Below are 23,234 nucleotides of genomic sequence, written 5' to 3'. Positions count from 1 at the left end.
CCCTTATATGTTGCCGCCGGATGCGGGAGACGCGGGCGGGGGCCTGCCCTCAAGCCCATCTTGCGGCGCGGAGTCAAGATTGCGGTGGGTCAGCACTGGCTCATAACCGGACTCGCGTAGCATTTGGGTCACACGCGCCGCGACATGGACCGAGCGATGCCGCCCCCCCGTACAGCCGAAAGCGATGGTGACATAGGATTTGCCCTCGGCGCGGTAGCGCGGCAACAGCGTCAGGATCAGTCGCTCGATCTGCGACACGCTGTCCTCATAGGCGGGGTCGGCGATGACATAAGCGGCGACATCGGGGTCGAGCCCGGTGCCGGGCTTGAGCTTCGGATCCCAGTGCGGGTTGCGCAGATAGCGCATGTCGAACACGAGGTCGGCGTTGCGCGGCAGGCCGCGTGCGAAGCCGAAACTCAATATGTTGAGCACCGGCTCGCCCTCGCCGGCATCGCCGAAGCGTTGGCGGATTTCCTGTTGCAAATCGTTGCTGCTGTAATTGGTCGTGTCGACGACATGCTCGGCCCAGCGGCGGAGCGGCTCCATCATCTCGCGTTCGCGCGCGATGCCGTCGGCGGCCGGGCGGTCTTCGGCCATCGGGTGGCGACGCCGCGTCTCGGAAAAGCGGCGCTCGAGCTCGGCGCCCGCGCAATCGAGGAACAAAGTCTGGATGTCGCGGCGGCCGCTCTCGCGCAATTCCTTGATCCGCCGGACGAGCAAGGCGGGGCGGAAGCCGCGGCTGCGGCTGTCGATGCCGATCGCGAGCGGGCGCCCCGCCTCGCCGGGCTTGACGGGGGCGTCGATCAGCGTTTCGAGCAGCGCGAGGGGCAGGTTGTCGACGACCTCCCAGCCCAGATCCTCTAGCACCTTGAGCACGGTCGATTTGCCCGCGCCCGACAGGCCGGTGACGAGCAGCAGCCGCGATTCGGCATCCTGGCTCATGCCGCGGGCGCCAGCTGTTCGAGCGCGAGCAGGATCTTGATCGGCGCCGACGCCTCGAACGCCGATAGCAGCAGCGCGGGGAGCGGGTGGCCCGCGACCGTCTCGACCTGACCCACCGCGGGCATGCGGTCGTAACGGTCCGACAGCCGGACCGCGAGCGCGAGCGGCACCGGTGCCGTCCATGGCCGTTCGATGATCCCGATCCCGCGCACCTCGAGCTTGCCCGCCAGATTTTCGGGCGGGCGGCACCACAGGCGATCGCGCTCGAACCAGATGTCGCAGCGATCGTCGGCGACCAGCCTGGCGCCGCGATCGATCAGCCGCAGCGCGAGGTCCGATTTGCCCTGCCCCGAATTGCCGAGAATCAGCACGCCGCCATTGCCCGCCGCGACGCAGCTCGCATGGATATTGACGATTTCGGTTCTGGTCCGGCTCGGAAGCATGGCGCAAGGCTTACCGGCGCCGAAGCGGTGCCGCAAGGCGATAGGATGAACGTCGCCTCCACCCTTCGCCGGGATGACGATTCAATCACGATTGATCACGCTCCAGCGGCCCCGGCCCTCGCAAGGGCGACGATTACGCTTACGCCGCCTCGTGCCCGCCGTCGCGCGCCGGCAGCGTGATCAGCAGGCTGGCGCCGGGTTTGGCGTCGTCACGATCCTTGGCGCTGATCGTCCCGCTGTGCCCCTCGACGATCGTCCGCGCGATCGCGAGGCCGAGGCCGCTGTGCCGGCCGAACGCCTCGCCCGGCGGGCGCTCGCTGTGAAAGCGGCGGAAAATCGCGTCGCGCTGCGCCGGTTCGATGCCGGGGCCGTCGTCGTCGACCTTCACATGCACCTCGTCGCCGAGCCGGGTCGCCGAGACGCAGACGAGACCGTCCGCGGGCGAGAAGCTGATCGCATTGTCGATGACATTGTCGATCGCCCGCTCGAGCCGGTGGCCGTCGCCCATCACCACGGTCGTCCCCTTGCGCGGGCGCGCGAAGGCGACGCGCGGGTGCGGCGTGCCCGCCTCGACCCGCGCGGCGCGCGCGGCGAGCATCGATTCGATCATAATGCCGACGTCGACGGGCTCGAACAGGGTGCGCGACAATTGCGCGTCGACGCGGCTCGCCTCGCTGATGTCGCTCACCAGCCGGTCGAGACGGCGGACATCCTCGTCGGCGATGCGGAGCAATTGCGCGCGCTGCTCGTCGCTGGTGACGCGGCCGAGACCCTCGATCGCCGAGCGGACCGAGGCGATCGGATTCTTGAGCTCGTGCGTCACGTCGGCGGCGAAATGCTCGCCCGCGTCGATGCGTTCACGAAGGGCTTGCGTCATGTCGCTGAGCGCGCGCGCGAGCGTGCCGATCTCGTCGCGGCGGCTCGGCAGGCGCGGCACGACGACTTCGCGCGCGCGGCCGAGGCGGACGCGGACGGCGGCGCGCGCGAGGCGGCGCAGCGGGCGGACGATCGTGCGCGCGAGAAAGAGCGAGAGCAGCACCGACGCCATCAGCACAACGAGGATGACCACCGCGAGCCGAAAGCGTTCGGCGCGCACCGTGCGCGTGATGTCGCGCGCGTTGAGCGTCATCAGCACCGTCTGCGGCGTTTCGAGATCGACGACGCGCGCGGCGCTGAGCAGCGGGGTGCGTTCGGGCGCATAGCGGAAGCGGCTCGCCGCGAGGCCGCTCGCCTGCGCTTCGACGACTTCGGGCCACGATTCCGCCCGGTCGATGCGCGGCTCCTCGAAGTCGGGATAGCTCGGCGCGCCGACAATCCAGTCGATGCCGCGATCCATCGCGCGCGCGGCATCGCGTTTCCACGGCTGCAGCTCGGGATCGCGCAGCGTGTAGGTCGCCGGCCCGCTCGCGAAGCTGTCGGAGACGCGCCTGCCGTCGGCGCCATAGAAGCGCAGCCGCGATTCGGTCGCCGCGGTGAATTCGCGGATCAGGGTGGCGCGCTGGTCGGGCCGCGCGGCTTCGAGCGCGCTGTCGAGCATCGCGAGCTGGTCCTTCATCACCTCGATGCGTGTGTCGACCAGTCGGCTGCGATAGGTGTCGAGATAATAGAAGCCGCCCGCGAGCAGCGCGACGGCGAGGATGTTGACCGCCAGGATGCGCGTCGTCAGCGACCAGCGCGCCGACCAGACGAGCGGCGATTCCTCCTGCTCGGCGATGCTCGCGTCGGCTTTCAGCCGGTCGTGTTTTTGGGCCTCAGCTTTCATCGGCAAAACGGTAGCCCGCGCCATAGAGAGTCGCGATCGCGTCGAATTCGGGGTCGACCTCGCGGAACTTGCGGCGCAGGCGCTTGATGTGGCTGTCGATCGTGCGGTCGTCGATATAGACGTCATCCTGATAGGCGGCGTCCATCAGCTGGTTGCGGCTGCGCACGACGCCGGGGCGGTTCGCGAGCGTTTCGAGGATCAGGAATTCGGTGACGGTCAGCGTCACATCCTTGCCGTCCCACGCGACCTTGTGCCGCGCGGGGTCCATGCTCAGCCGCCCGCGCGTGATCGGCTCGGCGACGGGCTCGTCCTCGCTCGGCGCGGCGCGGTTGAGTTCGACGCGGCGCAGGATGGCGCGGATGCGCGCGATCACCAGCCGCTGCGAGAAAGGTTTGGCGATATAATCGTCGGCGCCCATCGCGAGACCGAGCGCCTCGTCGATCTCGTCGTCCTTGCTGGTCAGGAAGATGACGGGCAGCTGGCTCTTTTCGCGCAGCCGGCGCAGCAGTTCGAGCCCGTCCATCCGCGGCATCTTGATGTCGAACACGGCCAGGTCGGGCGGATTGTCGATCAGCGGCTTCAGCGCCGCCTCGCCGTCCGAATAGACGCGCGTGACGAATCCTTCGGCCTGCAGCGCGATCGACAGCGATTGCAATATATTGCGGTCGTCGTCGACCAGCGCGATGGTTGCCGTCATGCTCTTTCCATTGGGCGGGCTCCGAGTGAGCGATTAGCCTATCCGGCGTTCAGCGACAACCGCGCGCGCATGGCACCGGTTCCTCCCGTCATGCGCTCGTCGCACATGCTGCACTGCGCCACGTTAATCTTTTGACCTCGGCCTCCGCCCTCGCTAACGCGGCCGGGATTTCGGAATCGGCGGACACGTCGGCACCCATGCAGATGCGGGCCAGCCCATTAGCGCGCTAAGCATTGCATAGGTATGCAGACGGCGGGGCCGGACAAGGAAAGGCGAAGCGAATGACCAAGGTTATGATCGGCAGCGACACCGTCGAGACGCGGGCGGAGGTGGCCGAAAACCGGGGCACGTCGGCGCTGATCGAGGATGCGGTGCGCCACGATGAAGGCCGGCTCGCCAAGGACGGCCCGCTCGTCGTCGCGACGGGCAGGCACACGGGGCGCAGCGCCAAGGACAAGTTCATCGTCCAGGACGATGAAACGCGCGACACCATCTGGTGGGGCAAGACCAACGTGGCGATGACCCCCGATCATTTCGCGGCGCTCAAGGCCGATTTCCTCGCGCACCTCGCCGAACGCCCGCGACTCTATCGCCAGCAGCTGTTCGGCGGTTCGCAGGCGGAACATCGCGTCGCGGTGCAGGTCGTCACCGAATTTGCCTGGCACAGCCAGTTCATCCGCACGCTTCTCTGCCGCCCCACCGCGGCCGAGCTCGCGGCGTTCGCGGCCGAATATACGATCATCGACCTGCCGAGCTTCCGCGCCGACCCCGCGAAGCACGGCACGCGCAGCGAAACGGTGATCGCGGTCAACTTCACCGAGAAACTGATCCTGATCGGCGGCACGCAATATGCCGGCGAGATGAAAAAGTCGGTGTTCGGCATCCTCAACTATCTGCTCCCGGTGAAGGGCGTGATGCCGATGCACTGTTCGGCGAACATCGGCGCCGATGGCGACACCGCGGTCTTCTTCGGCCTTTCGGGCACCGGCAAGACGACGCTGTCGGCCGACGCCTCGCGCACGCTGATTGGCGACGACGAGCATGGCTGGTCGGACACCGCGGTCTTCAATTTCGAGGGCGGCTGCTACGCCAAGATGATCCGCCTCTCGCCCGAAGCCGAGCCCGAGATTTTCGCGACCACCAAACGCTTCGGCACGATCCTCGAAAATGTCGTGATGGACCCCGAAACGCGCGAACTGGATTTCGACGACGCGAGCCTCGCCGAGAACAGCCGCGGTTCGTACCCGATCGACTTCATTCCGAACACGTCGGAACGGAATATGGGGCCGGTGCCGCGGACGGTGATCATGCTCACCGCCGACGCCTATGGTGTGCTGCCCCCGATCGCGAAGCTGACCCCCGATCAGGCGATGTATCACTTCCTCTCGGGCTATACCGCGCGCGTCGCGGGGACCGAGATCGGCGTGACCGAGCCCGAGGCGACCTTCTCGACCTGTTTCGGTGCCCCCTTCATGCCGCGCCATCCGTCGGTCTATGGCAATCTTTTGAAGGAGCGCATCGCCGAGGGCGGCGTCCAGTGCTGGCTCGTCAACACCGGCTGGACCGGCGGCATGGCGACGGTGGACGGCATCAAGCGCATGCCGATCAAGGCGACCCGCGCGCTTTTGAACGCCGCGCTCGACGGCAGCCTCAACGACGCCGAATTCCGCAAGGATCCGAATTTCGGCTTCGAATTTCCGGTCGCGGTTCCGGGCGTCGACAGCGCGATCCTCGATCCCAGGAACGCCTGGGCCGACAAGGCCGCCTATGACCGCACCGCGCAAACCCTGGTGCAGCAATTCATCGACAATTTCGCGCAATTTGCGGAACATGTCGACGAAGGTGTCCGCCAAGCGGCGCCGCGGACCGCCGTCGCGGCCTGATTGACCCGGCTCGCTTCCGGGTGCTCAATCACCCGGAAGGACCGGACCAATGACCACCGAATATTCGCCGCGCCTGTTCGCGCGCGATTCCGACATTCGCGCGCTCGGTGAGGGGCTGCTCGCCTGCGCCTTGCCGCGCGAGGCGTGGACGCACGAGGCGCATCTGGCGGCCTGCCTCTGGCTGCTCAGCGAACGCCCCGACATCGACGTCGATGCCGAGATCGCCGCGATCATCCGCCGTTTCAACGAAAGCGTCGGCGGGGTGAACGACGACATGCAGGGTTATCACGACAGCATCACCCGCGCCTATGTCGCGGGCGTGCGGCTGTTTCTGTCGCAGACGGCGGAGACGGGACTGGCGAATCGGGTCAACGCGCTGCTGCTCTCGGACATCGGCCGCCGCGACTGGCCGCTGCGCTTCTACAGCCGCGAGCGGCTGTTTTCGGTGCCCGCGCGCCGCGGCTTCGTCGAACCCGACCTCGCGCCACTGCCGGACGCGCCATCCCCGGCGGATGAGCGCCCGTAATACGCCGCTCGCATAGCGGGTTGAAATCGGTCGGCGGATTCGCCTAAGCAGGAGCGCGATGAAAACCGCCGCCAATCTGCGGCCTTTGCCAATGGCTTAGGAGAAATTATGCCTCCTCTTCTCTCCCGTTCAATTGCGGTATTCGTGGCGCTCCCTTTCCTTGTCGCCGCGTCGCCCGCCGCCGCGCAACTGGGTGATCTGATCGGCCAGGTGAAACGCGAAGTCGAGCGCGAGCTTGTCGGCGGAGGGGACGCCCCGCAGGAAGCCCGATCGACGACCCACGCCGGGGAAAGTGGCGGCAGACTAAGAGTAAACCAGGGTTCCAGCTTCACGCCGGGGCGCAGCACGCTGGTCGCCGACGATTTTGCGTCCGCAGCGATCGGGTCGATGCCGCAAGGCTGGAAAACCAATGGGTCGGGATCGGCCGTCAGCGTCGACGGCCTCGCCGGGCGCTGGCTGTCGCTGCAGAGTTTCGCGACCTACAAGCTCAAGCAGCCGCCCCGGCTTCCGGACCGTTTCACGATCGAATTCGACATTGTCGTCGCCGCCGATTCGACGAAGGATCTGAGCGCGATGCCATTCGGCTTCACCGCCGACAACAGCGTGCGATCCTATGTTCAGGATGCCCATAATAATGCCGGGATCGCGGTGATAGACCTCAACTATGGCGGAAGCTCGACCGCATCGAGCAGCGCCACCGGCTATTATCATTCCTTCGATTTCGACTATCGGCCCTATGCCAACCGGGTGATGTCTGTGGCGATCGCGGTCGATGGCGACATGATGCGGACCTATCTCGACGGCAAGAAAATCGCCGATTCGCGGCTGTTCGATGGCGACCCCGCCCGGTATTTTTTCATCAGCGCCCCGATCCAGATGCGGAACGGCGCGAATGTCCTTTTCGGCAATTTCCGCATCGCAAGCTGATCGCGCTGCTCTTGCTTGCCGTTCCGGCGCCGCCGCCTACGCCGCGGCGATCCCGCCGCCGCGCCGGTCTGTCGGGCTTCGCCGGCAAATGTTCGGCAACCGCTGCGCGGAACCGTCCGCGTCAGGGGCTCGCGGTATCCACCCAGCCGCTCGCCGCGAGGAAGGCGGCAGGATCGCGCATTTCGATGATCGCCTTGATCGCCGCTGTCTTGTCGGGCGCGCGGTCGTAATAGCTTTTGGCGACGCGGTAGCCGATCCAATAGCCAAGGTCGCCCGGCCAGCCGCCGGCGCCCTTCTGGTTGTAGAGCCAGCGCGAACCGATCGCCTTTTGGTCCTTTTCGGCGAGGAAGATCGTCTCCAGCTCCTTCTCGCGTCCTTTCGCCCATTGGTGCAGCAGCGGATAGGCGACCGATCCCGTCATCCGCTCGGCGACGAATTCGGCCGCGCCCTCGACCAGCGCCGCGCGCAGCACCGATTCTTCGCGGTCCTCGACCTGGGCCAGCGGCTGCTGCACATGGACATATTCATGCGCGATGACATGGACGAAGCGGTCCTCGTCGTCGGCTTCGATGAATTTGGCGGCGCACAGGGCTTCGAGACCGATGTAAAGCCCTTTCGCATTGGCGGTTCCCGCCGTCGTGGCGCGGCCGATCGCGATGGTGATCGGCGGGAATTTCGCGGCGGGATAAAGCCGCGCGAGGCGGTCGGTCGCGGCGACGAGGCGCATACGGACCTCGGGAAGATTTGCCGCGCAACCGCGCGCGTCTGCAAAGACCTGCGGTTTTTTGTGCAGCGCAGCGGCGAGTTTTTCGGGGGTGATGCGGCGCATCACCATGAATTCCGCGAGCCCCGGCGTCGGGGCGGCGAGGTAGCGCGCCGCCACCAGCTCGGGCTGCGCGGCGAGCGCGGGGTCGTCATAGAGCGCGTAAAAACGATCGACGTCGCTCGTCACGATGGTGACGCGCGCCCCGCCGTGCGGCTCGGCCGCTTCATCGGTGTGACCTTCGTGGGCATGAGCCGGGGTCGCGGCGAGCAGCGCGATGCCGAACAGGCTCCGCATCATGTTGCGGGCCGTCACGCCTTCGCCTCGCGGACATATTCCTCGACATTCTTCGCGAGCACATCGAGCGGGACGTTACCGCCCTTGACGACGATGTCGTTGAAATCGCGGAGGTCATATTTCGCGCCGAGCGCCTTTTGCGCCAGCCCGCGCTGGCGCACGATCTCGCTGTGCCCGACCTTGTATCCGCACGCCTGTCCCGCCCAGCTGCAATAGCGATCGACCTCGCTCGCGACCTCGAGCGGGTTCGAGCCATTCTCGCGCACGAAGAATTCGACGCCCTGCTCGCGCGTCCAGCGTTTGGCGTGGAGGCCGGTGTCGACGACGAGGCGGCAGGCGCGGAAGGCGAGCGACTGGAGATAACCCAGCCGCCCGACCTCGAAATCATCATAGAGGCCGAGCTCGTCGGCAAGCTGCTCGGCGTATAATGCCCAGCCTTCGGAATAGGCGTTGAACGCCAGCATCGTACGGATCAGCGGCATCGCATGGGCATATTCGCCCTGCCAGGCATGGCCCGGAATCGCTTCGTGCATCGCAAGGTCGGGCAGCGAATATTTGCTGTGCAGCTCGGTCGTGCGAAGGTTGATCCAGAAGCGCCCCGGAATGCTGCCGTCGATCGACCCCGCGCCGCCATAGGCCGCGGGCGCGCCGGGCTCCTCGGCCAGCGGCAGCCGCTTGACCTCGACATTGCCCTTTACCAAAGTCCGGAAGGCGCGCGGCAGCTCGGCGCGGATCTTGCCGAGCCACGTCTGGATATAGGCGACGATCTCGGCGCGGCCCTTATCATTGTCGGGGAATTTATATTTGGGGTCCTTGGCGAGCGCGTTCATCCGGTCGCCGACCGAACCCTGCGTATAACCGAGCTTCTTCAGGATCGGGTCCATCCGCCCGTGCAGCTCGGCCAGCTCCTCGCGGCCCATCGCGTGAATCTCGTCGGGGGTCATGCGCGTGGTGGTCGAGGCGCGCAGCCCCCACGCATACCATTCGTCGCCGCCCGGACGCGCCCACATGCCGGCGTCCATCGTCGCTTTCGGCCGCTGCGCCTTCAACTCGGCGAGCTGGCGTTCGAGCGCCGCCGCGACGGGCCCCTGCACGATCTTCGCCGAACGCGCCGACCAGTCGCCGGCGATCTTCGCTTCGCCGGTGCGTCGGACGAGGCTTTCGACCATCGAGCCGCCCGCCTTCGCATCGGCGATCGTCGCTTCCATCGCCGTCACCGCCTTGTCGATCAGAAAGGCGGGGGCGATCAGACCCTGCCCGCCCGCCGCCTTCAGCCGCCCGGTCTCGCCGTCGAGCACGCCGGGAAAGGCATTGAGGCGCGACAAATAGGCTTCGGCGTCGGCCGAGCTCTTCACCGGATGGTCGCTGTCGAGGAATTTCGGAATGTCGAGATAAGCGCCGACATTCTGAATCACCACGTAAGGCGTGTTGCGCCAGCCGCCGACCGCGACGTCGCCATAGGGCAGGGCGAAGCCCGCGAGCGCGACGTCATAGGCGCTTTCGACGACAGCGAGGCTGGTGCGCGTGGCATGGTCGAGCCCCGCCTTGTCGAAGGCGCGGACGCGCGCGATGTCGGCCTTCAGCGTGTCGGCGAGCGCCGTCACCCCCGCCGCCGAGCGATCGCCGAGCCGCCCGCGCATCGCCGCGCGCGCGCCGGTGTCGATGCCGAGCGAGGTCGCGCCCTCGGGCGACTGGGCGAGCAGATTGTCGGCGACCGATGTGAGAAGCTGCTGCGCGTCGCTCTTGGGCGGGTCCTGCAGCGCCGCGGCGGGACCCGCGATCGCGAGGCCCGCAGTGCCCGCGCCCAGCGTGGCAAGCGTGCGGCGGCGGCTGACGGGGGTGGAAAGCGGATGTTGCACTACGGGCTCCCTGCGACTTGTTTCTTGTGAAACCTGTCTAGGGAGTGCGGCGCGGCGCGGTCAATGAAAAGGGGGCGGGAAAGCCGATGCTTGCCCGCCCCCGGTCGAAAATTATCGGCCGTCTATCAGTCGGTAAGGTCGGCGGGCACTTTGCCGCCGTTGGCCGCGAGTTCGCGCATCACCGCCTTGTGCAGCCAGATGTTCATCTCGGCGCTGCCGTCGAGCGCGCCGGTATAGCCGAGCTCCTGCGCCAGCTCCTTGCGGTTGGCGAGGCTCGAATCGATGCCGAGCAGCTTCATCAGGTCGACGATCGACGTGCGCCAGTTGAGATCCTGCCCGGCGTTCGCCGCCTCGGCGGTGAGGATCGCGTCGACGTCGACCGGCGCCGCGGCGGCCGAGGCCATCGCCTGCGTCGCGGCGTCGAGCGCGGTGCCGACGGGGCTGGGCGCGGCCGGCGCGGCGGGCTGTGCGGCGACGGCCTTCTTGCCGAAAATCGCGTCTTTGATCTTGCCGAAAATGCTCATTGTTCAAGCTCCCACTAGAGATGCGGCCAACCCGGAAAGGGCGAGTCGGATAGCCACAGGCTAGGACTATGCACTTGGGAATGACAGCCAAATGAACGACTCCTCCTCCTCCCGGCGGCTGCTATAACAAACGCCGATCGTCGCGGTTCGATCCGCGATCGAGAGGGAGAAAAGAAATGAATCTCACCGACATTCTGGCGCAGGCCGGCGGCATCGAATCGATGGCGAAAGAATTGGGCATTCCGGCCGCAACGGCGAAGCAGGGCGCCGACGCGCTGCTTCCCGCGATCCTCGGCGGGTTCAAGAAACAGGCGCAATCGGGTAGAGTCGAGGGGCTTGGCGGGCTGCTTGGGCAGCTCGGCGGCGGCGGCCTTCTCGACTCGGTGCTCGGATCGCAGCCGACTCCGGTGAGCCAGGGCAATGACGTGCTCGGGCAGATTTTCGGGTCGAAGGACGTCAGTCGCACGGTCGCGGGACAGGCGGCGGCGCAGACCGGAATCGATTCGGGGCTGCTCAAGCGGATGCTGCCGATGCTCGCGATGATGGTCGCGGGCTATATGGCGAAGCAGGGCGGGCAAGACGGCGCGAGTGGCGGGCTTTCGGGCGGTCTGGGCGGCATGCTCGGTAATGTCCTCGGCGGTGCGATGGGCGGCGGCGCCGCGCCGTCGGCTGGCGGGCTGGGCGGTTTGGGAAAAATGCTCGACATGGACGGCGACGGCAATCCGCTCGACGATATCATGGGCATGGTGAACAAGATGCGGGGATGATCGTCGATCCCCTCCCGCAAGCGGGAGGGGAGAATCATCACGCCGCCATCAGCCTGATTTCCTCGCGGAAATCCTCATCCACCCCGATGCGGCTTCGCATCGGGGTGACGATAGCGTCGGCGTCACCGTCGCCTTCCTCGAACAGCGCGCACGCCGCTTCGCCGCCGCGCGCGAGGCTGTAACGTTGCGCGACCTTGCCGGTCGGACGAAAGCCGAGCTTGCGGAGCACCGCGCCCGACGCCGGATTGTCGACGAAATGGCCCGCCGACAGCCTGGGCAGGTTCATCGCGCGTGCGATATGGAGCAGCTGGCGCCCCGCCTCGGTCGCGAAGCCGAGACCCCAATAGGGGCGCGCGATCCAGTAACCCATTTCGAGATCGCCCTCAGGACTCGGCGAAATGCCGCAGCCGCCGACGAGGCGCGGCGCGCCGCCGGTGCGGGCGAAGATCAGGAAACGCGGTTGATCGGGATCGATCGGCTGGCTCAAAAATGCCTGTGCCTGCTCTTCGCCATAGGGCCAAGGAGCTCGGGCAAGATTGCGGACCACCGCTTCCTCACCGATCGCCCGGGCGAGCGCGGGGGCGTCTTCTTGCCAGCCGGGCCGCAGCAACAGTCTTTCGGTACGCGCGAACATCTTTTCTAACTCCCAATTGCCTGTCGCCCTGGCGCCAGATGGTGACGCTTTGACGACATTCGATATGGAGGGAGATGGATGGCCCGATTTTCGCGCCTGACCGCTAGGGCGCGGATTTCAGGCAAGAAAAAAGGGAGTACGGGGGTGACCCGTCTCCCTCTTTTCGAACTTTGTTTCCGCTTGTTGGCGGAAAGGACAGCTCCGGGTCATCCCTTGGTGGACGACCCTGGAAGATCGTCCTTATTCGGCGGCTTCCGCCATGGCGTCGACCGACACATATTTGCGGCCAAGCTTGCCATCGTGGAATCGGACCTGGCCCTCGGCGGTTGCGAACAGCGTGTGGTCCTTGCCCATGCCAACGTTGACACCCGGGTAAACCTTGGTGCCGCGCTGACGCACGATAATGTTGCCGCCGATCACTTCCTGACCGCCGAACTTCTTCACACCAAGGCGGCGGCCGGCTGAGTCGCGACCGTTGCGCGATGAACCGCCTGCTTTTTTATGTGCCATGACTGATGCTCCTTAATTCGTTCGAGAGGCCGAGCCGCGACGTGCGCGCTCAGGCTTCCTTCTTGGGGGCTGCCTTCTTGGCAGCGGGCTTCTTTGCGGTTTCAGCCTTGGCTTCGGCCTTGGGCGCAGCTTCCTTCTTCGGAGCAGCGGCCTTTTTGGGCGCGGCTTCCTTGGCGGGAGCGGCCTTGGCTTCGGCGGCCGGAGCGGCTTCGGCCTTCGGAGCGGCTTCCTTCTTCGGCGCGGCCTTCTTGGCATCGCCGACCGCAAGGATGCGCAGCAGCGTCAGCGACTGGCGGTGGCCGTTGCGGCGGCGATAATTGTGCCGACGGCGCTTCTTGAAGACGATGACCTTTTCACCGCGCGTCTGGGCGATGATCTCGGCCGAAACGACGAGGCCTTCGGCGCTCTTCGTTTCGCCGCCGTCACCGGCCAGCAGGATGTCGCCCAGCGACACGGTGTCGCCGGCTTCGCCGTCGATCTTTTCAACGGCGATCTTGTCTCCGGCGGCGACGCGATACTGCTTGCCGCCCGTGCGCACGATTGCGAACATGGTCTTCCATCCAATCAAAAAACTAAATCACCCGCGCACCAGTCACCCACCAAGGCGGGCGATTTTTCCGGCATGCGGGAAAGTCAGCGCCACTAGCGAGCCAAGCCCGAGCTGTCAACCGCATATTCCCGCGCTTTTTGTCCAAAAGCGTCGGGGCGGTGCCGATTATTGCGCACGCGCCCGATTCGGCACTTGCTGCACCACCGGCGCCACCATATCAGGGGCGACGATGATCCGCGTCCTTCTTTTCGTCCCGTTGCTCCTGCCGCTGAACGCCTGCGCCGCGACGCAGTCCAGCGACGGCCCCTCGCTGGCGAAGCGCGCGGTCGAGGGGCGATTCGACGTCGCGCCGCCCGCGGTGGTCGTCGCGCCGCCGGGGCCGCTACCCACCGACCTTGCCGGACGGCTCGAACGCTGGGAGGCGGACGGGGCCGCCGGGCAACAGGCGTTCGCCGCCCAGCGCACCGCCGCCGCGTCGCTCGTCGCCGCCGCGGCGGGCGCGCCGGTCGCGGGCGAACGCTGGGTCGTCGCGCAACAGGCGATCTCGCGCCTCATCGCCGCGCGCGCGCCGCTCACCGCGGCGCTCGCCGATATCGACCGCCTCTACCTCGACCGCAGCGTCGACGAGCAGATCGACGGCCTGCCCGACATCTATGCGCTGCGCGACCGGCTCGCCGACCTCGTTTCGACGCAGGATGCGGTGATCGAGGCGCTGAGCGCAGGGTTGCCGGGGGGGTAATATCCTCCCGTGGCGAAGCCATGGGGAGGTGGCAGTGCGCAGCACTGACGGAGGGGCAATGGCGCGACGTTGCCGCCCCTCCACCACTCGCTACGCGAGCGGTCCCCCTCCCCATCGCTTCGCGACAGGGAGGATCAATTCGATGCTATTGATTCAACCCATGTTTCTTCAGCGCGTGGCGGATCTGGTCGTAACTCAGCCCCAGTGCTTCGGCCGCGACCTTCTGGTTAAAGCGGCAGCGCGCCATCGTGTCGGACAAGATCTGCCTTTCATAAGCATCGACCGCCGCGCGTAAATCGCTGACCGGGCCCGAGGGCGGAGCGGGGGGCTGCGCAGCGTCGTTCGCCGGCGCCGGGGCGTGCGCCTCGGGTCTTGCGGGCGCCTTGCGCGATACCGGCTGCCACGGGCTCGCGAAGGGATCGAAGCTCAACGCATCGACCGGCTTTTCGGGGTCGGCCCAGCGATAGATCGCGCGCTCGATCACGTTCCTCAGTTCGCGGACATTGCCCGGCCAGTCGTGCCCTTCCATCGCCGCGAGCGCGCGCGGGCCGAAGCCGGGCCATTCCTCCCAGCCGAGCACCGCCGCCATGCGCGTCCCGAAATATTCGGCGAGCACTTCGATATCGCCTTCGCGCGCGCGGAGCGGAGGCAGGGTGATGACCTCGAACGACAGCCGGTCGAGCAGGTCGGCGCGGAACCGATTGTCGTCGACCAGCGCGGGCAGGTGTTCGTTGGTCGCCGCGACGATGCGGACATCGACGCGGATCGGGCGCGACGAGCCGACGCGCGTGACCTCGCCATATTCGACCGCGCGGAGCAGGCGCTCCTGCGCGCCCATCGACATCGTCGCGAGTTCGTCGAGAAAGAGCGTGCCGCCGTCGGCCTCCTCGAAACGCCCCGCGCGCGTGCGCGTCGCGCCGGTGAAGGCCCCCGCCTCGTGCCCGAAGAGTTCGCTTTCGATCAGCGTCTCGGGCATCGCGGCGCAGTTCATGATCACATAGGGACGATCCCAGCGCGTCGACAGGCGGTGGAGGCGCTCGGCGATCAATTCCTTGCCGGTGCCGCGCTCGCCGATGACGAGCACCGGGCGGTCGAGCGACGCGGCGAGGCTCGCGCGCTCGACCGCGTCCTGAAAGGCCGCCGACTGGCCGATGAACTGCGTTTCGCGCTCCATTCCCAATCATTGGCAAATTTTCCCGCTGATTGGCAAGTCAAATCGATTGGGGGCTGGATTTATGCGTGAAGTTCGGCGGTTTTCCGCGCCTTCACGCAATTGGCACGGCTCCTGCAGAGATTTCAACGAACCGGCGCACAGCGCTCCGGTGCAGCGAAACAGGAAGGTTGAAACGATGAAAACGAAGATTGCCCAAGCCGCTACTTTCGCGTTCAGCGCGGTGGGTGCGCTGGCCATTTTCGTTGGCGCGGTCAACTATCCTGCCACCGCCGCCAACGCCGCCGGCATGCCCGCCGTCGGCCTGGTCGGTGCTGCTTCGACCCCGGCGGTCAGTCCCTTGGCCTGACCGGCACTGGTGCCGGGGCACTCTCCCCCCTTGCCCCGCCCCGGCACCAGCCTTTTTAAAAAAACAGACACCCCCAAAAACACATTGGGTCTCAAGTTTTCGACAGGAGTTTCAAAATGGGTATTTTCTCACGAACCCGCGACATCATCGCCGCCAACGTCACCGACCTGCTCGACCGGGCCGAGGATCCGGAAAAGATGATCCGCCAGATCATCTTCGAGATGAACGAAACGCTCGTCGAAGTCCGCGCCTCCGCCGCCCGCACGATCGCGGACCAGAAGGAGATGCGCCGCCACATCGCCAAGCTCGAAAGCCTGCAGGACAGCTGGAAGGAAAAGGCCGAACTCGCGCTGTCGAAGGACCGCGAGGACCTCGCCACCGCCGCGCTCGTCGAAAAGCAGAAGGCGGGCGACATGGCCGAGCGCCTCAAGGCCGAGATCGCCGTCCTCGACGACGCGCTGACCGGTTATGAAGGCGATATCGCCAAGCTGCAGAAGAAGCTGAGCGAAGCGCGCGCGCGCCAGTCGAGCGTCGCGGGTCGCCTCGAAAGCGCCGAGAACCGCTACAAGCTGCGCGAGATGACCAACGGCGACCGGGTCGAAGACGCCTTCTCGCGCTTCGAGGTCCTCGAACGCCGCGTCGACGAAGCCGAAGGCCGCGCCGATGCGCTGGGCCTCGGCTACAAGAAGTCGCTCGACGAGGAAATCGCCGAGTTGCAGGCCGCCGACAAGGTTGCCGACGAACTCGCCGCGCTGAAAGCCGCGCAAGCCAGCAAGCAGTAAGGAGCCGGACCGATGGAAGAGATCATCATCGTCCCGATCGTTATCGGAACCCTCTTCCTCGGTCTGCCTTGGCTGATCCTCCACTACATCACGAAGTGGAAACAGGCCAAGACGCTGACCGGAGAAGACGAACAGCTGCTCGACGAACTTTACGATACGGCTCGTCGGCTCGAGAATCGTCTCCATACTGTTGAACGCATCATCAGCGCCGACCATCCCGACTTCCGCCCCGCGGTACGCAGCGATGAAGACCTGGCGCAACTCGAAAACAATAGCCGGAGGAACTGAGATGTCTGCCAGCCGCACCAAATTCTACCTCGACAAGCAGAACGCCAAATGGAGCGGCGTGTGCGCGGGGATCGCGGATTATAGCGGGATCGACGTGCTCTGGGTCCGCGTCGGCGCGGTGCTGCTCACCCTGATGGGCGGCTTCCCCTGGACGCTGATCGCATACTGGATGGTCGCCTGGATGGGCACGGCGAAACCCTTCGCGCTTTATGGCTCGAACGAGGAAGCGAAATTCTGGCAGGGCGTGCGCTCGAACCCCAGTGCTTCGACCCGCGACATCCGCTCGCGCTTCCGCGACATCGACCGCCGGCTTGCCGACATCGAGCAATATTACACCAGTCACAACCGCCGCCTTGCCGACGAGATCGACGCTCTCCGGTAGGTCGGGACGCGGATCGAACTGGGGCAAACAGGGAGACACATTATGAATTTCGGCGGTACCACTTTCGTCCTCGCCATCATCGCCCTGTCGATTGGCGGCTGGATGTTCACCACCTGGATCCGCGCCAAGCACGGCTACCCCGTCGAGAATGAATGGGGCGGCACGGTTCATCGAACCGACCCCGACGCTGATCGAAAAATCGCCCTGCTGACCGATGACAACGCCAAGCTGGCGGGGCAGGTCAGCCGACTGGAAGAGCGGATTTCGGTGCTCGAACGCATCGCGACCGAAGAGGGCGGGAAGGCGGCGCAGCTCGCCGACCAGATCGACCGCCTGCGCTGAGAGGATAGAAGACAATGAACGCTACCGACATCATCAGCTCGCTCTCGCCCGCCGCGGTCATCATAGCGATCATCGCGATCGGCGGGTGGGTTTTCACCACCTGGCTGCGCGTCAAGAACGGTTATCCGCTCGACGGCGCCTGGGGCCAGGCCGTCTATCCCAAGACCAGCGACGAGGCGATGGAACGCGTCAAGCTGATCAGCCAGGAAAACGCCCAGCTGCGCGCCGAACTCGGTTCGGTGAAGGATCGCCTCGCGGTGATCGAACGCATCGTCACCGACGAAGCCGGCCGGTTGAGCCACGAGATCGAGGCGCTGCGGCGCCCGGCGAACTGAGGAGTCAGGCCATGAACGGTAGTTTCGTCCTCGGTTTCTTCTTCATCGTCGTGGGCATCCCCGTGATCCTCGGCATTGGCGGCGACATGTACAAGCGGCACCTGAAGTTCAAGGAAAAGCAGCTGACCCTCCTGTCGAACGAAACCGCCGAAAAGGCCGCGCAATATGCGGCGCACACCGAACGGCTCGAGGCCCGCGTCCGCGTTCTTGAGCGCATCGTGACCGACCGCGGCGTCGAAGTCGCCGAAGAGATCGAAAAGCTGCGCGACGCGCCGCTCAACTAAAACAGAAACAGGAAAGGATCTTCCCCATGGGCCCGTTTGAAATGGTCATCGGCATCGTCCTCATCGTGACGATCGGCAGCATCGTCCGCGCCAAGCACGGCATTCGCCGCGACCGCCACGGCCATGATTATGTCGCCGGAAACGATGCCGAGACCAAGGCGCTGCAGGCCGAGATTCGCGCGCTCAAGGACCGCATCCAGGTGCTCGAACGCATCGCGACCGACAACAACCGCGCCGTCACGCTCGACCAGGAAATCGAGAAGCTGCGCGACAGCAGCAAAATCTGAATGCCGGCAAAGGAGCAACGCTCATGGCTTTCATCACTCCCGACTTCACCGCCGCGGCGGTCGCGCTCACCGCGCTGAGCATCGTCAGCCTCGTCGCGCTGCGCGGCTGGCGCGACTGGATCCAGCTCAAGCGCGAGGAACTCGCCGCCGGCCACGCCCCGGCGCCGCAGGATCAGGGCGTCCCGAGCGCCGGATCGCGGATCGAGATCGCCGACCTCAAGGAACGGCTGCGCAAATTGGAAGCGATCGCGGCGGGGGTCGATCTGTAAAGACTGCACCTCTTTTCATCGTCACCCTGAACTTGTTTCAGGGTCCATGGCCGGACCTCTCCTCAAGCGCGGCGCATATCGAAAGCGCGGGCCATGGATGCTGAAACAAGTTCAGCATGACGAGTATTGGGGCGGGGGGTAAGGCCCCTTCCAACCCTCCGCAAAATCTGCCAGTGCCGCCGCCATGCGCAGCCTCACCGACATCTTCGAAGAATATGATTTTCTCGACGGCGACGATCGCTATCGCCTGCTGATCGAGCTTGGCCGCACGCTCGAGCCGATGCCGGGCGCGCTCAAGACCGATGCGACGCTCGTGCGCGGCTGCTCGGCGAGCGTCTGGGTCTATCCGGTGCCGCGGGACGACGGCCGCCTCCATTTCCTCGCCGACAGCAATGCCGCGATCACCAAGGGCATCGTCGCGCTCGTCCTCTCCGCGGTGCAGGACAAACGGGCGAGCGAAGTCGCGGCGATGGACGTCGCCGCCGCGCTCGCCCCCTTCGACCTGACGCGCCAGCTGTCGTCGAACCGCACGCAGGGCGTCCCCAACATGATCGCGCTCGTCCAGGACACCGCCCGCCGCATCGCCGCGGATTGATTCGAGGGTGGCCTGTAGGCGACGGTCATAAGGTCAGCTTAGGGGTGGGGAGCTGTCATTCCCAACACTCGTCATTCCCGCGAAAGCGGGAACCCGGTTTGGGATCAGCCTACGCAGGCTCTGGGTCCCCGCTTTCGCGGGGATGACGAAGTAAAAGGTGGGCGAGGGCAGCTTCCGGCCGTTGGCCGTCAAAAGAAAAGGGCGCGGGAGTTTCCTCCCGCGCCCCTTCTCGCGCCGATCGACGCTCGGCTTAGTAGCCGATGATGACCGACAGGCTCGCGGCGCGCGGGGCGCCGATCTGGGCGAAGGGGAAGTCGTCGAGCGACCCGCCGAAATATCCGATATAATATTGATCGAACAAGTTGGTCAGGTTGAGCTGAAGCGCGACATCGCCGCCGGTGGCGAATTCACCGATCGTCCAGCGCGCGTCGAGATCGACGAGCGTGTAGGCCGGGGCACGGTCCTCGTTCAGATCGTTGATCCAGCGCGACCCGGTGCGCTTGACCTGAGCGCCCAGTTCCACATCGCCGAACGCAATCTGTCCGCGCGCGCCGAACGAATATTTCGGCGTGCCCGATTCCATGTTGCCGGCGGTCCCCAGGAAGACCGGATTGCCATCGTCATCGACGCCGTTCTGCACATTCTCCTTGATCTCCGACTTGTTGAGCGAGCCGAAGATGTAGATCAGCGAGTTCCGGGTCGGGCGATAGGCGATCGACCCGTCGAGACCATATTTATCGACTCGACCGAGGTTGCGGAATACGAACGCGCCCTCGCCATCGTTGGCCGTCGGATCGAAGGCCGAGGCGAGGCGGTTCTGGTAGCGCGTGTACCAGCCGCTGAGCTGCGCCTGGATGGGGCCGATCGAGTAGCGGACGCCGAGGTCGAAGCTGTCGGTCGTCTCGGGAACCGGGCGCACGCGATCGTCGTCGGCCAGATAGAGCGAATCATACAGCGGATCGGTGCCGGGGACCGACAGGCCCTTGGCATAGTTGGCGAAGGTCGAGAAGGCCGGGCTGAAGTCGTAGGTGAAACCGACATTCGGCAGCAGCTTGTCATATTTGTAAGTGCGCGACTGCGGCGATGCGTAATCGGGATTGGCCGCCTCATATTCGCTGAGGTCCTGGCCCGCCGCGGGGCAGTCGACAAAGCCGCTGATCGAGGTCGTGTAGCAGTTCTGGTTCAGCTCGCGCGAGAAGAAGGGTGCGCGCAGGCCGACAATCGCGGTCAGGTCGCCAAACTCGCCGCGATATTCGCCCGACACTTGATGCAGGATCGCATAGGACAGGCGATCGCGCTTGTTGACCTCGTTGCCATTGACGTCGAGCAGCGCGTTATCGATCGCGAACACGTCGCTCGGTTCGCCGGTGGTCAGCATGTCGGTGAGCTGGCCCGTCTGACGATGGCGGGCGCGATCCCATGTGTAGGCGACGCGGACCCGGTGATCGTCGCTGATATCATAGATCAGGTTGGCGACGACGCCGTAGCGGTCGGTGTGCGTCTGGCTGGGATCGATGCCCGCGATCCGGTCTTCCAGATCGCCGTCGCCGTTGAGATCGCGGCCGAAATAATAGCCGCCGTTGAAGGCGCCCGTCAGGCCCGTGGTCGCGCCGCCCGGCGTGAAGAAGGATTCGCGAAGATCGTCGGGTCCGCCGCCGTTCGCCTTGACGTATTGATAGCTCGGATCGACGGTCAGGACGAGCTTGTCGGTCAGCGTGAAGCGCGACGCGCCGCGGATGTTGCCGGTGTCGGACGGATTGTAGCGGCGATAGAAGGCCGCGCCGCAGCCGTTGCGATCGTCATAGCGTTCGGAAACGCCGGCCGTGCCGCCGCCATTCAGCGTCTGGCCCGCCGGGATGGTGCAGGGATATACACCGCTTTCTTCATATTGGGTGAAACGCTCCTTCTTCGTGAAGGTGCCGTCATAATAGCCGAGCAGATCCTCGAGCGATTCCGACCCGGCGAAATTGTTGCGGTTGCGGTTGAAATGGCCCGAGATCGCGATGAAGTCGCCGTCCGAACCCAGATCCTGCCAGATGCGGCCGTTGAACTGCGTCTTTTTGACTTCGCCATAGGGGTTATAGGGCACGCCATAATTGGTGTAGCTGAGCGACGCGAAGGCCTTGGTGCCGATGCCGGTGAAGTCGCCGGTGTCGATCATGCCGAAGCCGCGCATGTAAACGGTGTTTTCCGCGCCCTTCGCGAGCACGTCGCCGAAGGTCATCGTGGTCATCAGACCGGCGGTGTCCGAAGGCTCGCGCGTGCGGATGTTGATCGTGCCGCCGGTGGCCGAGGCGGTCGGGCTGTCGACATCGGTCGAGCCGAGGTTCACATTGACCTGCTCGATGACTTCGGAATCGACCTGCTGGTTGGAGTAGAGCGCGTAATTGCCCGAATCGTTGAGCGGCAGGCCGTCGAGCGTCTGCGAAACGCGATCGGCGCCGAAGCCGCGAATGGTAAAGCCGCCGCCGTTCGAGCCCCAGGGATCGTTGTTCTGGAAGCTGACGCCCGGGACCAGGTTGACGATGTCATTGACCGTCTGGCCGGGGCGCTGGCGGCGGATGACTTCTTCGCCCAGCACCTGCTTCGCTTTCGCGGTTTCGGGAATGGTCACCCCGCCGATGTCGCGCGATGCGGAGCCGGTGACGACGATCTCGTCGTCGAAATCGACCGAGCCGGTCGACTGGGCAAAGGCCGGCGTGGAAAGCAGCGCGACCGGAAGCAGCGCAACGCTGGCGGTGAGCGTTTGACGGAATTTCATTTCAGGATTTCCCCTTTGGTGGTGCGTTCGGCAGGCACGCGATCGGGGCGCGCCAAGACCTGCGAGCGCCCCTGAAGCCCGCATGTGGCACGATTGTGACAGCAATTGTGACAGTGCAAGCGGCGAGCCGCGCGCCGCCTGAAGGGAGGCCGAAAAAGCCCGAATTTGCGTGACCCGCCCGATTTTATCCACAGGCGCGGCGGCGTTTTTCCGGGCTACTGTTGCTGCAATGCAACATAAAGTCGCGCGCCTTTTGGCGCGCGACTCAGGGTCAGGCGGCGTCGCCCGCCGCTTCCTTCGCCTTGTCGGCATAGACGCGAACCGGGTCCTTGCGGCCCTCGACGACATCCTTGTCGACGACGATCTCGACGACGTCGGTCAGGTCGGGCAGGTCGAACATCGTGTCGAGCAGGATCGCCTCGACGATCGAGCGCAGCCCGCGCGCGCCGGTCTTGCGTTCGATCGCCTTCTTGGCAACCGCGACCAGCGCATCGTCGGTGAAGGTCAGCGCGACCTCCTCCAGATCGAACAATTTCTTATATTGCTTGACCAGCGCGTTCTTGGGCTCGCCCAAAATCTTGACCAGCGCCTCGACGTCGAGGTCCTCGAGCGTCGCGATCACCGGCAAGCGGCCGACGAATTCGGGAATCAGCCCGAACTTCAGCAGATCCTCGGGTTCGATTTGCTTGAGCACTTCGCCGCTGCGGCGTTCGTCGGGGCCGGCGACATGCGCGCCGAAGCCGATCGACTTGCCCTGCAGGCGGTCGCCGATGATCTTTTCGAGCCCGCTGAACGCGCCGCCCGCGATGAACAGGATGTTGGTCGTGTCGACCTGCAGGAATTCCTGCTGCGGATGCTTGCGCCCGCCCTGCGGCGGGACGCTGGCGGTCGTGCCTTCCATCAGCTTGAGCAAAGCCTGCTGCACGCCTTCGCCCGACACGTCGCGGGTGATCGACGGGTTTTCGGCCTTGCGGCTGATTTTATCGATTTCGTCGATATAGACGATGCCGCGCTGCGCCTTTTCGACGTTGTAGTCCGACGATTGCAGCAGCTTGAGGATGATATTCTCGACATCCTCGCCGACATAGCCCGCCTCGGTCAGCGTCGTCGCGTCGGCCATGGTGAAGGGCACGTCGAGAAAGCGCGCGAGCGTCTGCGCGAGCAGGGTCTTGCCGCTGCCGGTCGGGCCGACGAGCAGGATGTTCGACTTCGCCAGTTCGACATCGTCGCCGCGGCCCGAGTTGGCGAGGCGCTTGTAGTGATTGTGCACCGCGACCGACAGCACGCGCTTGGCGGTGTTCTGGCCGATGACATAGGCGTCGAGATGCTGGCAGATTTCGAGCGGCGTCGGCACCGCCCCGTCCTTGCGCGCGGCGACCCCGCCCTTGATCTCTTCGCGGATGATGTCGTTGCACAGCTCGACACATTCGTCGCAGATGAACACGGTCGGTCCGGCAATCAGCTTGCGGACTTCGTGCTGCGACTTGCCGCAGAAGGAGCAATAGAGGGTGCTCTTGCTGTCCGAGCCACTCAATTTCGTCATAAATCTTCCTATGGCGAGCCCAA

Annotated in this window: 28 protein-coding genes; 15 read left to right on the top strand and 13 right to left on the bottom strand. The window is 65.4% G+C overall.

All coding sequences use genetic code 11. From position 1 onward, the window contains the following. Positions 1-3 precede the first annotated feature (3 nt). The 4 genes from rapZ to GGR90_RS04915 form a co-directional block, all read right to left on the bottom strand. Positions 4-942, bottom strand: coding sequence for an RNase adapter RapZ (gene rapZ, locus GGR90_RS04930; RefSeq protein ID WP_167919827.1), 939 nt, complete (start codon positions 940-942; stop codon positions 4-6). Next, positions 939-1,385, bottom strand: coding sequence for an HPr kinase/phosphorylase (locus GGR90_RS04925; protein WP_167919825.1), 447 nt, complete (start codon positions 1,383-1,385; stop codon positions 939-941). The genes rapZ and GGR90_RS04925 overlap by 4 nt, the downstream gene beginning before the upstream one ends. Positions 1,386-1,524: 139 nt before the next feature. Continuing rightward, the gene (locus GGR90_RS04920; protein ID WP_245198393.1) at positions 1,525-3,147 is read right to left on the bottom strand and encodes a sensor histidine kinase; all 1,623 of its coding nucleotides are present in this window, start codon (positions 3,145-3,147) and stop codon (positions 1,525-1,527) included. After that, complete coding sequence (locus GGR90_RS04915) at positions 3,137-3,844, bottom strand: response regulator transcription factor (protein ID WP_167919821.1); 708 nt, start codon at positions 3,842-3,844, stop codon at positions 3,137-3,139. The genes GGR90_RS04920 and GGR90_RS04915 overlap by 11 nt, the downstream gene beginning before the upstream one ends. A gap of 281 nt (positions 3,845-4,125) precedes the next feature. On the opposite strand from GGR90_RS04915, the gene GGR90_RS04910 reads away from it, so the two are divergent. The 3 genes from GGR90_RS04910 (at position 4,126) to GGR90_RS04900 (ending at position 7,180) form a co-directional block, all read left to right on the top strand. Next, the gene (locus GGR90_RS04910; protein WP_167919819.1) at positions 4,126-5,727 is read left to right on the top strand and encodes a phosphoenolpyruvate carboxykinase; all 1,602 of its coding nucleotides are present in this window, start codon (positions 4,126-4,128) and stop codon (positions 5,725-5,727) included. Positions 5,728-5,776: 49 nt separating this feature from the next. Next, entirely contained in the window at positions 5,777-6,253 is a 477-nt protein-coding gene (locus GGR90_RS04905; protein ID WP_167919817.1) for a hypothetical protein, read from the top strand. Positions 6,254-6,397: 144 nt separating this feature from the next. Next, complete coding sequence (locus tag GGR90_RS04900) at positions 6,398-7,180, top strand: hypothetical protein (protein WP_167919815.1); 783 nt, start codon at positions 6,398-6,400, stop codon at positions 7,178-7,180. A gap of 121 nt (positions 7,181-7,301) precedes the next feature. On the opposite strand, the gene GGR90_RS19685 is transcribed toward GGR90_RS04900, so the two are convergent. From GGR90_RS19685 to GGR90_RS04885, 3 genes are all read right to left on the bottom strand, one after another. Beyond that, a complete protein-coding gene (locus GGR90_RS19685; RefSeq protein ID WP_167919813.1) occupies positions 7,302-8,258 on the bottom strand; it encodes a DUF2268 domain-containing putative Zn-dependent protease in 957 nt (318 codons plus the stop codon). Further along, complete coding sequence (locus GGR90_RS04890; protein WP_167919811.1) at positions 8,255-10,099, bottom strand: DUF885 family protein; 1,845 nt, start codon at positions 10,097-10,099, stop codon at positions 8,255-8,257. The genes GGR90_RS19685 and GGR90_RS04890 overlap by 4 nt, the downstream gene beginning before the upstream one ends. A gap of 125 nt (positions 10,100-10,224) precedes the next feature. After that, positions 10,225-10,623 carry a DUF3597 domain-containing protein gene (locus GGR90_RS04885; RefSeq protein WP_167919809.1) on the bottom strand — a complete coding sequence of 133 codons (399 nt, stop codon included), beginning with the start codon at positions 10,621-10,623 and terminating at the stop codon, positions 10,225-10,227. Between the two features lie 176 nt (positions 10,624-10,799). Here GGR90_RS04885 and GGR90_RS04880 point away from each other — a divergent pair, with 176 nt between their 5' ends. Further along, positions 10,800-11,390, top strand: coding sequence for a DUF937 domain-containing protein (locus GGR90_RS04880; protein ID WP_167919807.1), 591 nt, complete (start codon positions 10,800-10,802; stop codon positions 11,388-11,390). A 37-nt stretch (positions 11,391-11,427) separates the two neighbouring features. Here the strand turns inward: GGR90_RS04880 and GGR90_RS04875 are convergent, their stop codons facing one another. The 3 genes from GGR90_RS04875 to rplU form a co-directional block, all read right to left on the bottom strand. Next, positions 11,428-12,024, bottom strand: coding sequence for a GNAT family N-acetyltransferase (locus GGR90_RS04875; protein ID WP_167919805.1), 597 nt, complete (start codon positions 12,022-12,024; stop codon positions 11,428-11,430). A 240-nt stretch (positions 12,025-12,264) separates the two neighbouring features. Beyond that, positions 12,265-12,534, bottom strand: a complete 270-nt coding sequence (gene rpmA / locus GGR90_RS04870; protein WP_167919803.1) for a 50S ribosomal protein L27 — start codon at positions 12,532-12,534, stop codon at positions 12,265-12,267. Between the two features lie 49 nt (positions 12,535-12,583). Next, positions 12,584-13,084, bottom strand: coding sequence for a 50S ribosomal protein L21 (gene rplU, locus GGR90_RS04865; protein ID WP_167919801.1), 501 nt, complete (start codon positions 13,082-13,084; stop codon positions 12,584-12,586). A 229-nt stretch (positions 13,085-13,313) separates the two neighbouring features. Between rplU and GGR90_RS04860 the strand changes: the two genes are divergently transcribed. After that, positions 13,314-13,823: a hypothetical protein gene (locus GGR90_RS04860; RefSeq protein WP_167919799.1), complete on the top strand. Its 510-nt coding sequence runs from the start codon at positions 13,314-13,316 to the stop codon at positions 13,821-13,823. A 145-nt stretch (positions 13,824-13,968) separates the two neighbouring features. On the opposite strand, the gene pspF is transcribed toward GGR90_RS04860, so the two are convergent. Then, positions 13,969-14,997 (bottom strand): phage shock protein operon transcriptional activator, encoded by a 1,029-nt coding sequence (gene pspF, locus GGR90_RS04855; protein ID WP_167919797.1) that lies wholly within the window; start codon positions 14,995-14,997, stop codon positions 13,969-13,971. Positions 14,998-15,172: 175 nt separating this feature from the next. On the opposite strand from pspF, the gene GGR90_RS04850 reads away from it, so the two are divergent. The 10 genes from GGR90_RS04850 to GGR90_RS04805 all read left to right on the top strand — a co-directional run bounded on the left by GGR90_RS04850 (position 15,173) and on the right by GGR90_RS04805 (position 18,907). Continuing rightward, a complete protein-coding gene (locus GGR90_RS04850; protein ID WP_167919795.1) occupies positions 15,173-15,343 on the top strand; it encodes a hypothetical protein in 171 nt (56 codons plus the stop codon). A gap of 116 nt (positions 15,344-15,459) precedes the next feature. Then, complete coding sequence (gene pspA / locus GGR90_RS04845; RefSeq protein WP_167919793.1) at positions 15,460-16,125, top strand: phage shock protein PspA; 666 nt, start codon at positions 15,460-15,462, stop codon at positions 16,123-16,125. A 12-nt stretch (positions 16,126-16,137) separates the two neighbouring features. Next, the gene (gene pspB / locus GGR90_RS04840) at positions 16,138-16,413 is read left to right on the top strand and encodes an envelope stress response membrane protein PspB (RefSeq protein WP_093509607.1); all 276 of its coding nucleotides are present in this window, start codon (positions 16,138-16,140) and stop codon (positions 16,411-16,413) included. 1 nt (position 16,414) lies between these two features. Continuing rightward, positions 16,415-16,795 (top strand): envelope stress response membrane protein PspC, encoded by a 381-nt coding sequence (pspC, locus tag GGR90_RS04835; RefSeq protein ID WP_093509606.1) that lies wholly within the window; start codon positions 16,415-16,417, stop codon positions 16,793-16,795. A gap of 42 nt (positions 16,796-16,837) precedes the next feature. Beyond that, on the top strand, positions 16,838-17,137 hold the full coding sequence (locus tag GGR90_RS04830) for a hypothetical protein (protein WP_136175941.1): 300 nt from the start codon (positions 16,838-16,840) through the stop codon (positions 17,135-17,137). A 14-nt stretch (positions 17,138-17,151) separates the two neighbouring features. Next, positions 17,152-17,472, top strand: coding sequence for a hypothetical protein (locus GGR90_RS04825; RefSeq protein WP_167919791.1), 321 nt, complete (start codon positions 17,152-17,154; stop codon positions 17,470-17,472). Positions 17,473-17,558: 86 nt separating this feature from the next. Further along, a complete protein-coding gene (locus GGR90_RS04820; protein WP_381448606.1) occupies positions 17,559-17,756 on the top strand; it encodes a hypothetical protein in 198 nt (65 codons plus the stop codon). A 26-nt stretch (positions 17,757-17,782) separates the two neighbouring features. After that, complete coding sequence (locus tag GGR90_RS04815; protein WP_167919788.1) at positions 17,783-18,043, top strand: hypothetical protein; 261 nt, start codon at positions 17,783-17,785, stop codon at positions 18,041-18,043. Between the two features lie 23 nt (positions 18,044-18,066). Next, positions 18,067-18,312, top strand: a complete 246-nt coding sequence (locus tag GGR90_RS04810) for a hypothetical protein (RefSeq protein WP_167919787.1) — start codon at positions 18,067-18,069, stop codon at positions 18,310-18,312. Between the two features lie 184 nt (positions 18,313-18,496). Then, entirely contained in the window at positions 18,497-18,907 is a 411-nt protein-coding gene (locus GGR90_RS04805; protein WP_167919786.1) for a SufE family protein, read from the top strand. Positions 18,908-19,157: 250 nt separating this feature from the next. On the opposite strand, the gene GGR90_RS04800 is transcribed toward GGR90_RS04805, so the two are convergent. Together GGR90_RS04800 and clpX are read right to left on the bottom strand one after the other, a co-directional pair. Beyond that, positions 19,158-21,668 (bottom strand): TonB-dependent receptor, encoded by a 2,511-nt coding sequence (locus tag GGR90_RS04800; protein ID WP_167919785.1) that lies wholly within the window; start codon positions 21,666-21,668, stop codon positions 19,158-19,160. Between the two features lie 271 nt (positions 21,669-21,939). Continuing rightward, the gene (gene clpX, locus GGR90_RS04795; protein ID WP_167919784.1) at positions 21,940-23,211 is read right to left on the bottom strand and encodes an ATP-dependent Clp protease ATP-binding subunit ClpX; all 1,272 of its coding nucleotides are present in this window, start codon (positions 23,209-23,211) and stop codon (positions 21,940-21,942) included. Positions 23,212-23,234: the final 23 nt, after the last annotated feature.

The sequence above is a fragment of the Sphingopyxis italica genome, from assembly GCF_011926545.1.
Taxonomy (GTDB): domain Bacteria; phylum Pseudomonadota; class Alphaproteobacteria; order Sphingomonadales; family Sphingomonadaceae; genus Sphingopyxis; species Sphingopyxis italica.
Note: the sequence above shows the minus strand (reverse complement) of the source record. Positions and strands in the feature narration are given on the sequence as shown.

Excerpts from the sequence above, each read along its gene's own strand:
- rapZ (WP_167919827.1), bottom strand. The coding sequence starts at position 942 with ATGAGCCAGGATGCCGAATCGCGGCTGCTGCTCGTCACCGGCCTGTCG.
- GGR90_RS04925 (WP_167919825.1), bottom strand. The coding sequence starts at position 1,385 with ATGCTTCCGAGCCGGACCAGAACCGAAATCGTCAATATCCATGCGAGC.
- GGR90_RS04920 (WP_245198393.1), bottom strand. The coding sequence starts at position 3,147 with ATGAAAGCTGAGGCCCAAAAACACGACCGGCTGAAAGCCGACGCGAGC.
- GGR90_RS04915 (WP_167919821.1), bottom strand. The coding sequence starts at position 3,844 with ATGACGGCAACCATCGCGCTGGTCGACGACGACCGCAATATATTGCAA.
- GGR90_RS04910 (WP_167919819.1), top strand. The coding sequence starts at position 4,126 with ATGACCAAGGTTATGATCGGCAGCGACACCGTCGAGACGCGGGCGGAG.
- GGR90_RS04905 (WP_167919817.1), top strand. The coding sequence starts at position 5,777 with ATGACCACCGAATATTCGCCGCGCCTGTTCGCGCGCGATTCCGACATT.
- GGR90_RS04885 (WP_167919809.1), bottom strand. The coding sequence starts at position 10,623 with ATGAGCATTTTCGGCAAGATCAAAGACGCGATTTTCGGCAAGAAGGCC.
- GGR90_RS04880 (WP_167919807.1), top strand. The coding sequence starts at position 10,800 with ATGAATCTCACCGACATTCTGGCGCAGGCCGGCGGCATCGAATCGATG.
- GGR90_RS04875 (WP_167919805.1), bottom strand. The coding sequence starts at position 12,024 with ATGTTCGCGCGTACCGAAAGACTGTTGCTGCGGCCCGGCTGGCAAGAA.
- rpmA (WP_167919803.1), bottom strand. The coding sequence starts at position 12,534 with ATGGCACATAAAAAAGCAGGCGGTTCATCGCGCAACGGTCGCGACTCA.
- rplU (WP_167919801.1), bottom strand. The coding sequence starts at position 13,084 with ATGTTCGCAATCGTGCGCACGGGCGGCAAGCAGTATCGCGTCGCCGCC.
- GGR90_RS04860 (WP_167919799.1), top strand. The coding sequence starts at position 13,314 with ATGATCCGCGTCCTTCTTTTCGTCCCGTTGCTCCTGCCGCTGAACGCC.
- pspF (WP_167919797.1), bottom strand. The coding sequence starts at position 14,997 with ATGGAGCGCGAAACGCAGTTCATCGGCCAGTCGGCGGCCTTTCAGGAC.
- GGR90_RS04850 (WP_167919795.1), top strand. The coding sequence starts at position 15,173 with ATGAAAACGAAGATTGCCCAAGCCGCTACTTTCGCGTTCAGCGCGGTG.
- pspA (WP_167919793.1), top strand. The coding sequence starts at position 15,460 with ATGGGTATTTTCTCACGAACCCGCGACATCATCGCCGCCAACGTCACC.
- pspB (WP_093509607.1), top strand. The coding sequence starts at position 16,138 with ATGGAAGAGATCATCATCGTCCCGATCGTTATCGGAACCCTCTTCCTC.
- pspC (WP_093509606.1), top strand. The coding sequence starts at position 16,415 with ATGTCTGCCAGCCGCACCAAATTCTACCTCGACAAGCAGAACGCCAAA.
- GGR90_RS04830 (WP_136175941.1), top strand. The coding sequence starts at position 16,838 with ATGAATTTCGGCGGTACCACTTTCGTCCTCGCCATCATCGCCCTGTCG.
- GGR90_RS04825 (WP_167919791.1), top strand. The coding sequence starts at position 17,152 with ATGAACGCTACCGACATCATCAGCTCGCTCTCGCCCGCCGCGGTCATC.
- GGR90_RS04820 (WP_381448606.1), top strand. The coding sequence starts at position 17,559 with ATGTACAAGCGGCACCTGAAGTTCAAGGAAAAGCAGCTGACCCTCCTG.
- GGR90_RS04815 (WP_167919788.1), top strand. The coding sequence starts at position 17,783 with ATGGGCCCGTTTGAAATGGTCATCGGCATCGTCCTCATCGTGACGATC.
- GGR90_RS04810 (WP_167919787.1), top strand. The coding sequence starts at position 18,067 with ATGGCTTTCATCACTCCCGACTTCACCGCCGCGGCGGTCGCGCTCACC.
- GGR90_RS04805 (WP_167919786.1), top strand. The coding sequence starts at position 18,497 with ATGCGCAGCCTCACCGACATCTTCGAAGAATATGATTTTCTCGACGGC.
- GGR90_RS04800 (WP_167919785.1), bottom strand. The coding sequence starts at position 21,668 with ATGAAATTCCGTCAAACGCTCACCGCCAGCGTTGCGCTGCTTCCGGTC.
- clpX (WP_167919784.1), bottom strand. The coding sequence starts at position 23,211 with ATGACGAAATTGAGTGGCTCGGACAGCAAGAGCACCCTCTATTGCTCC.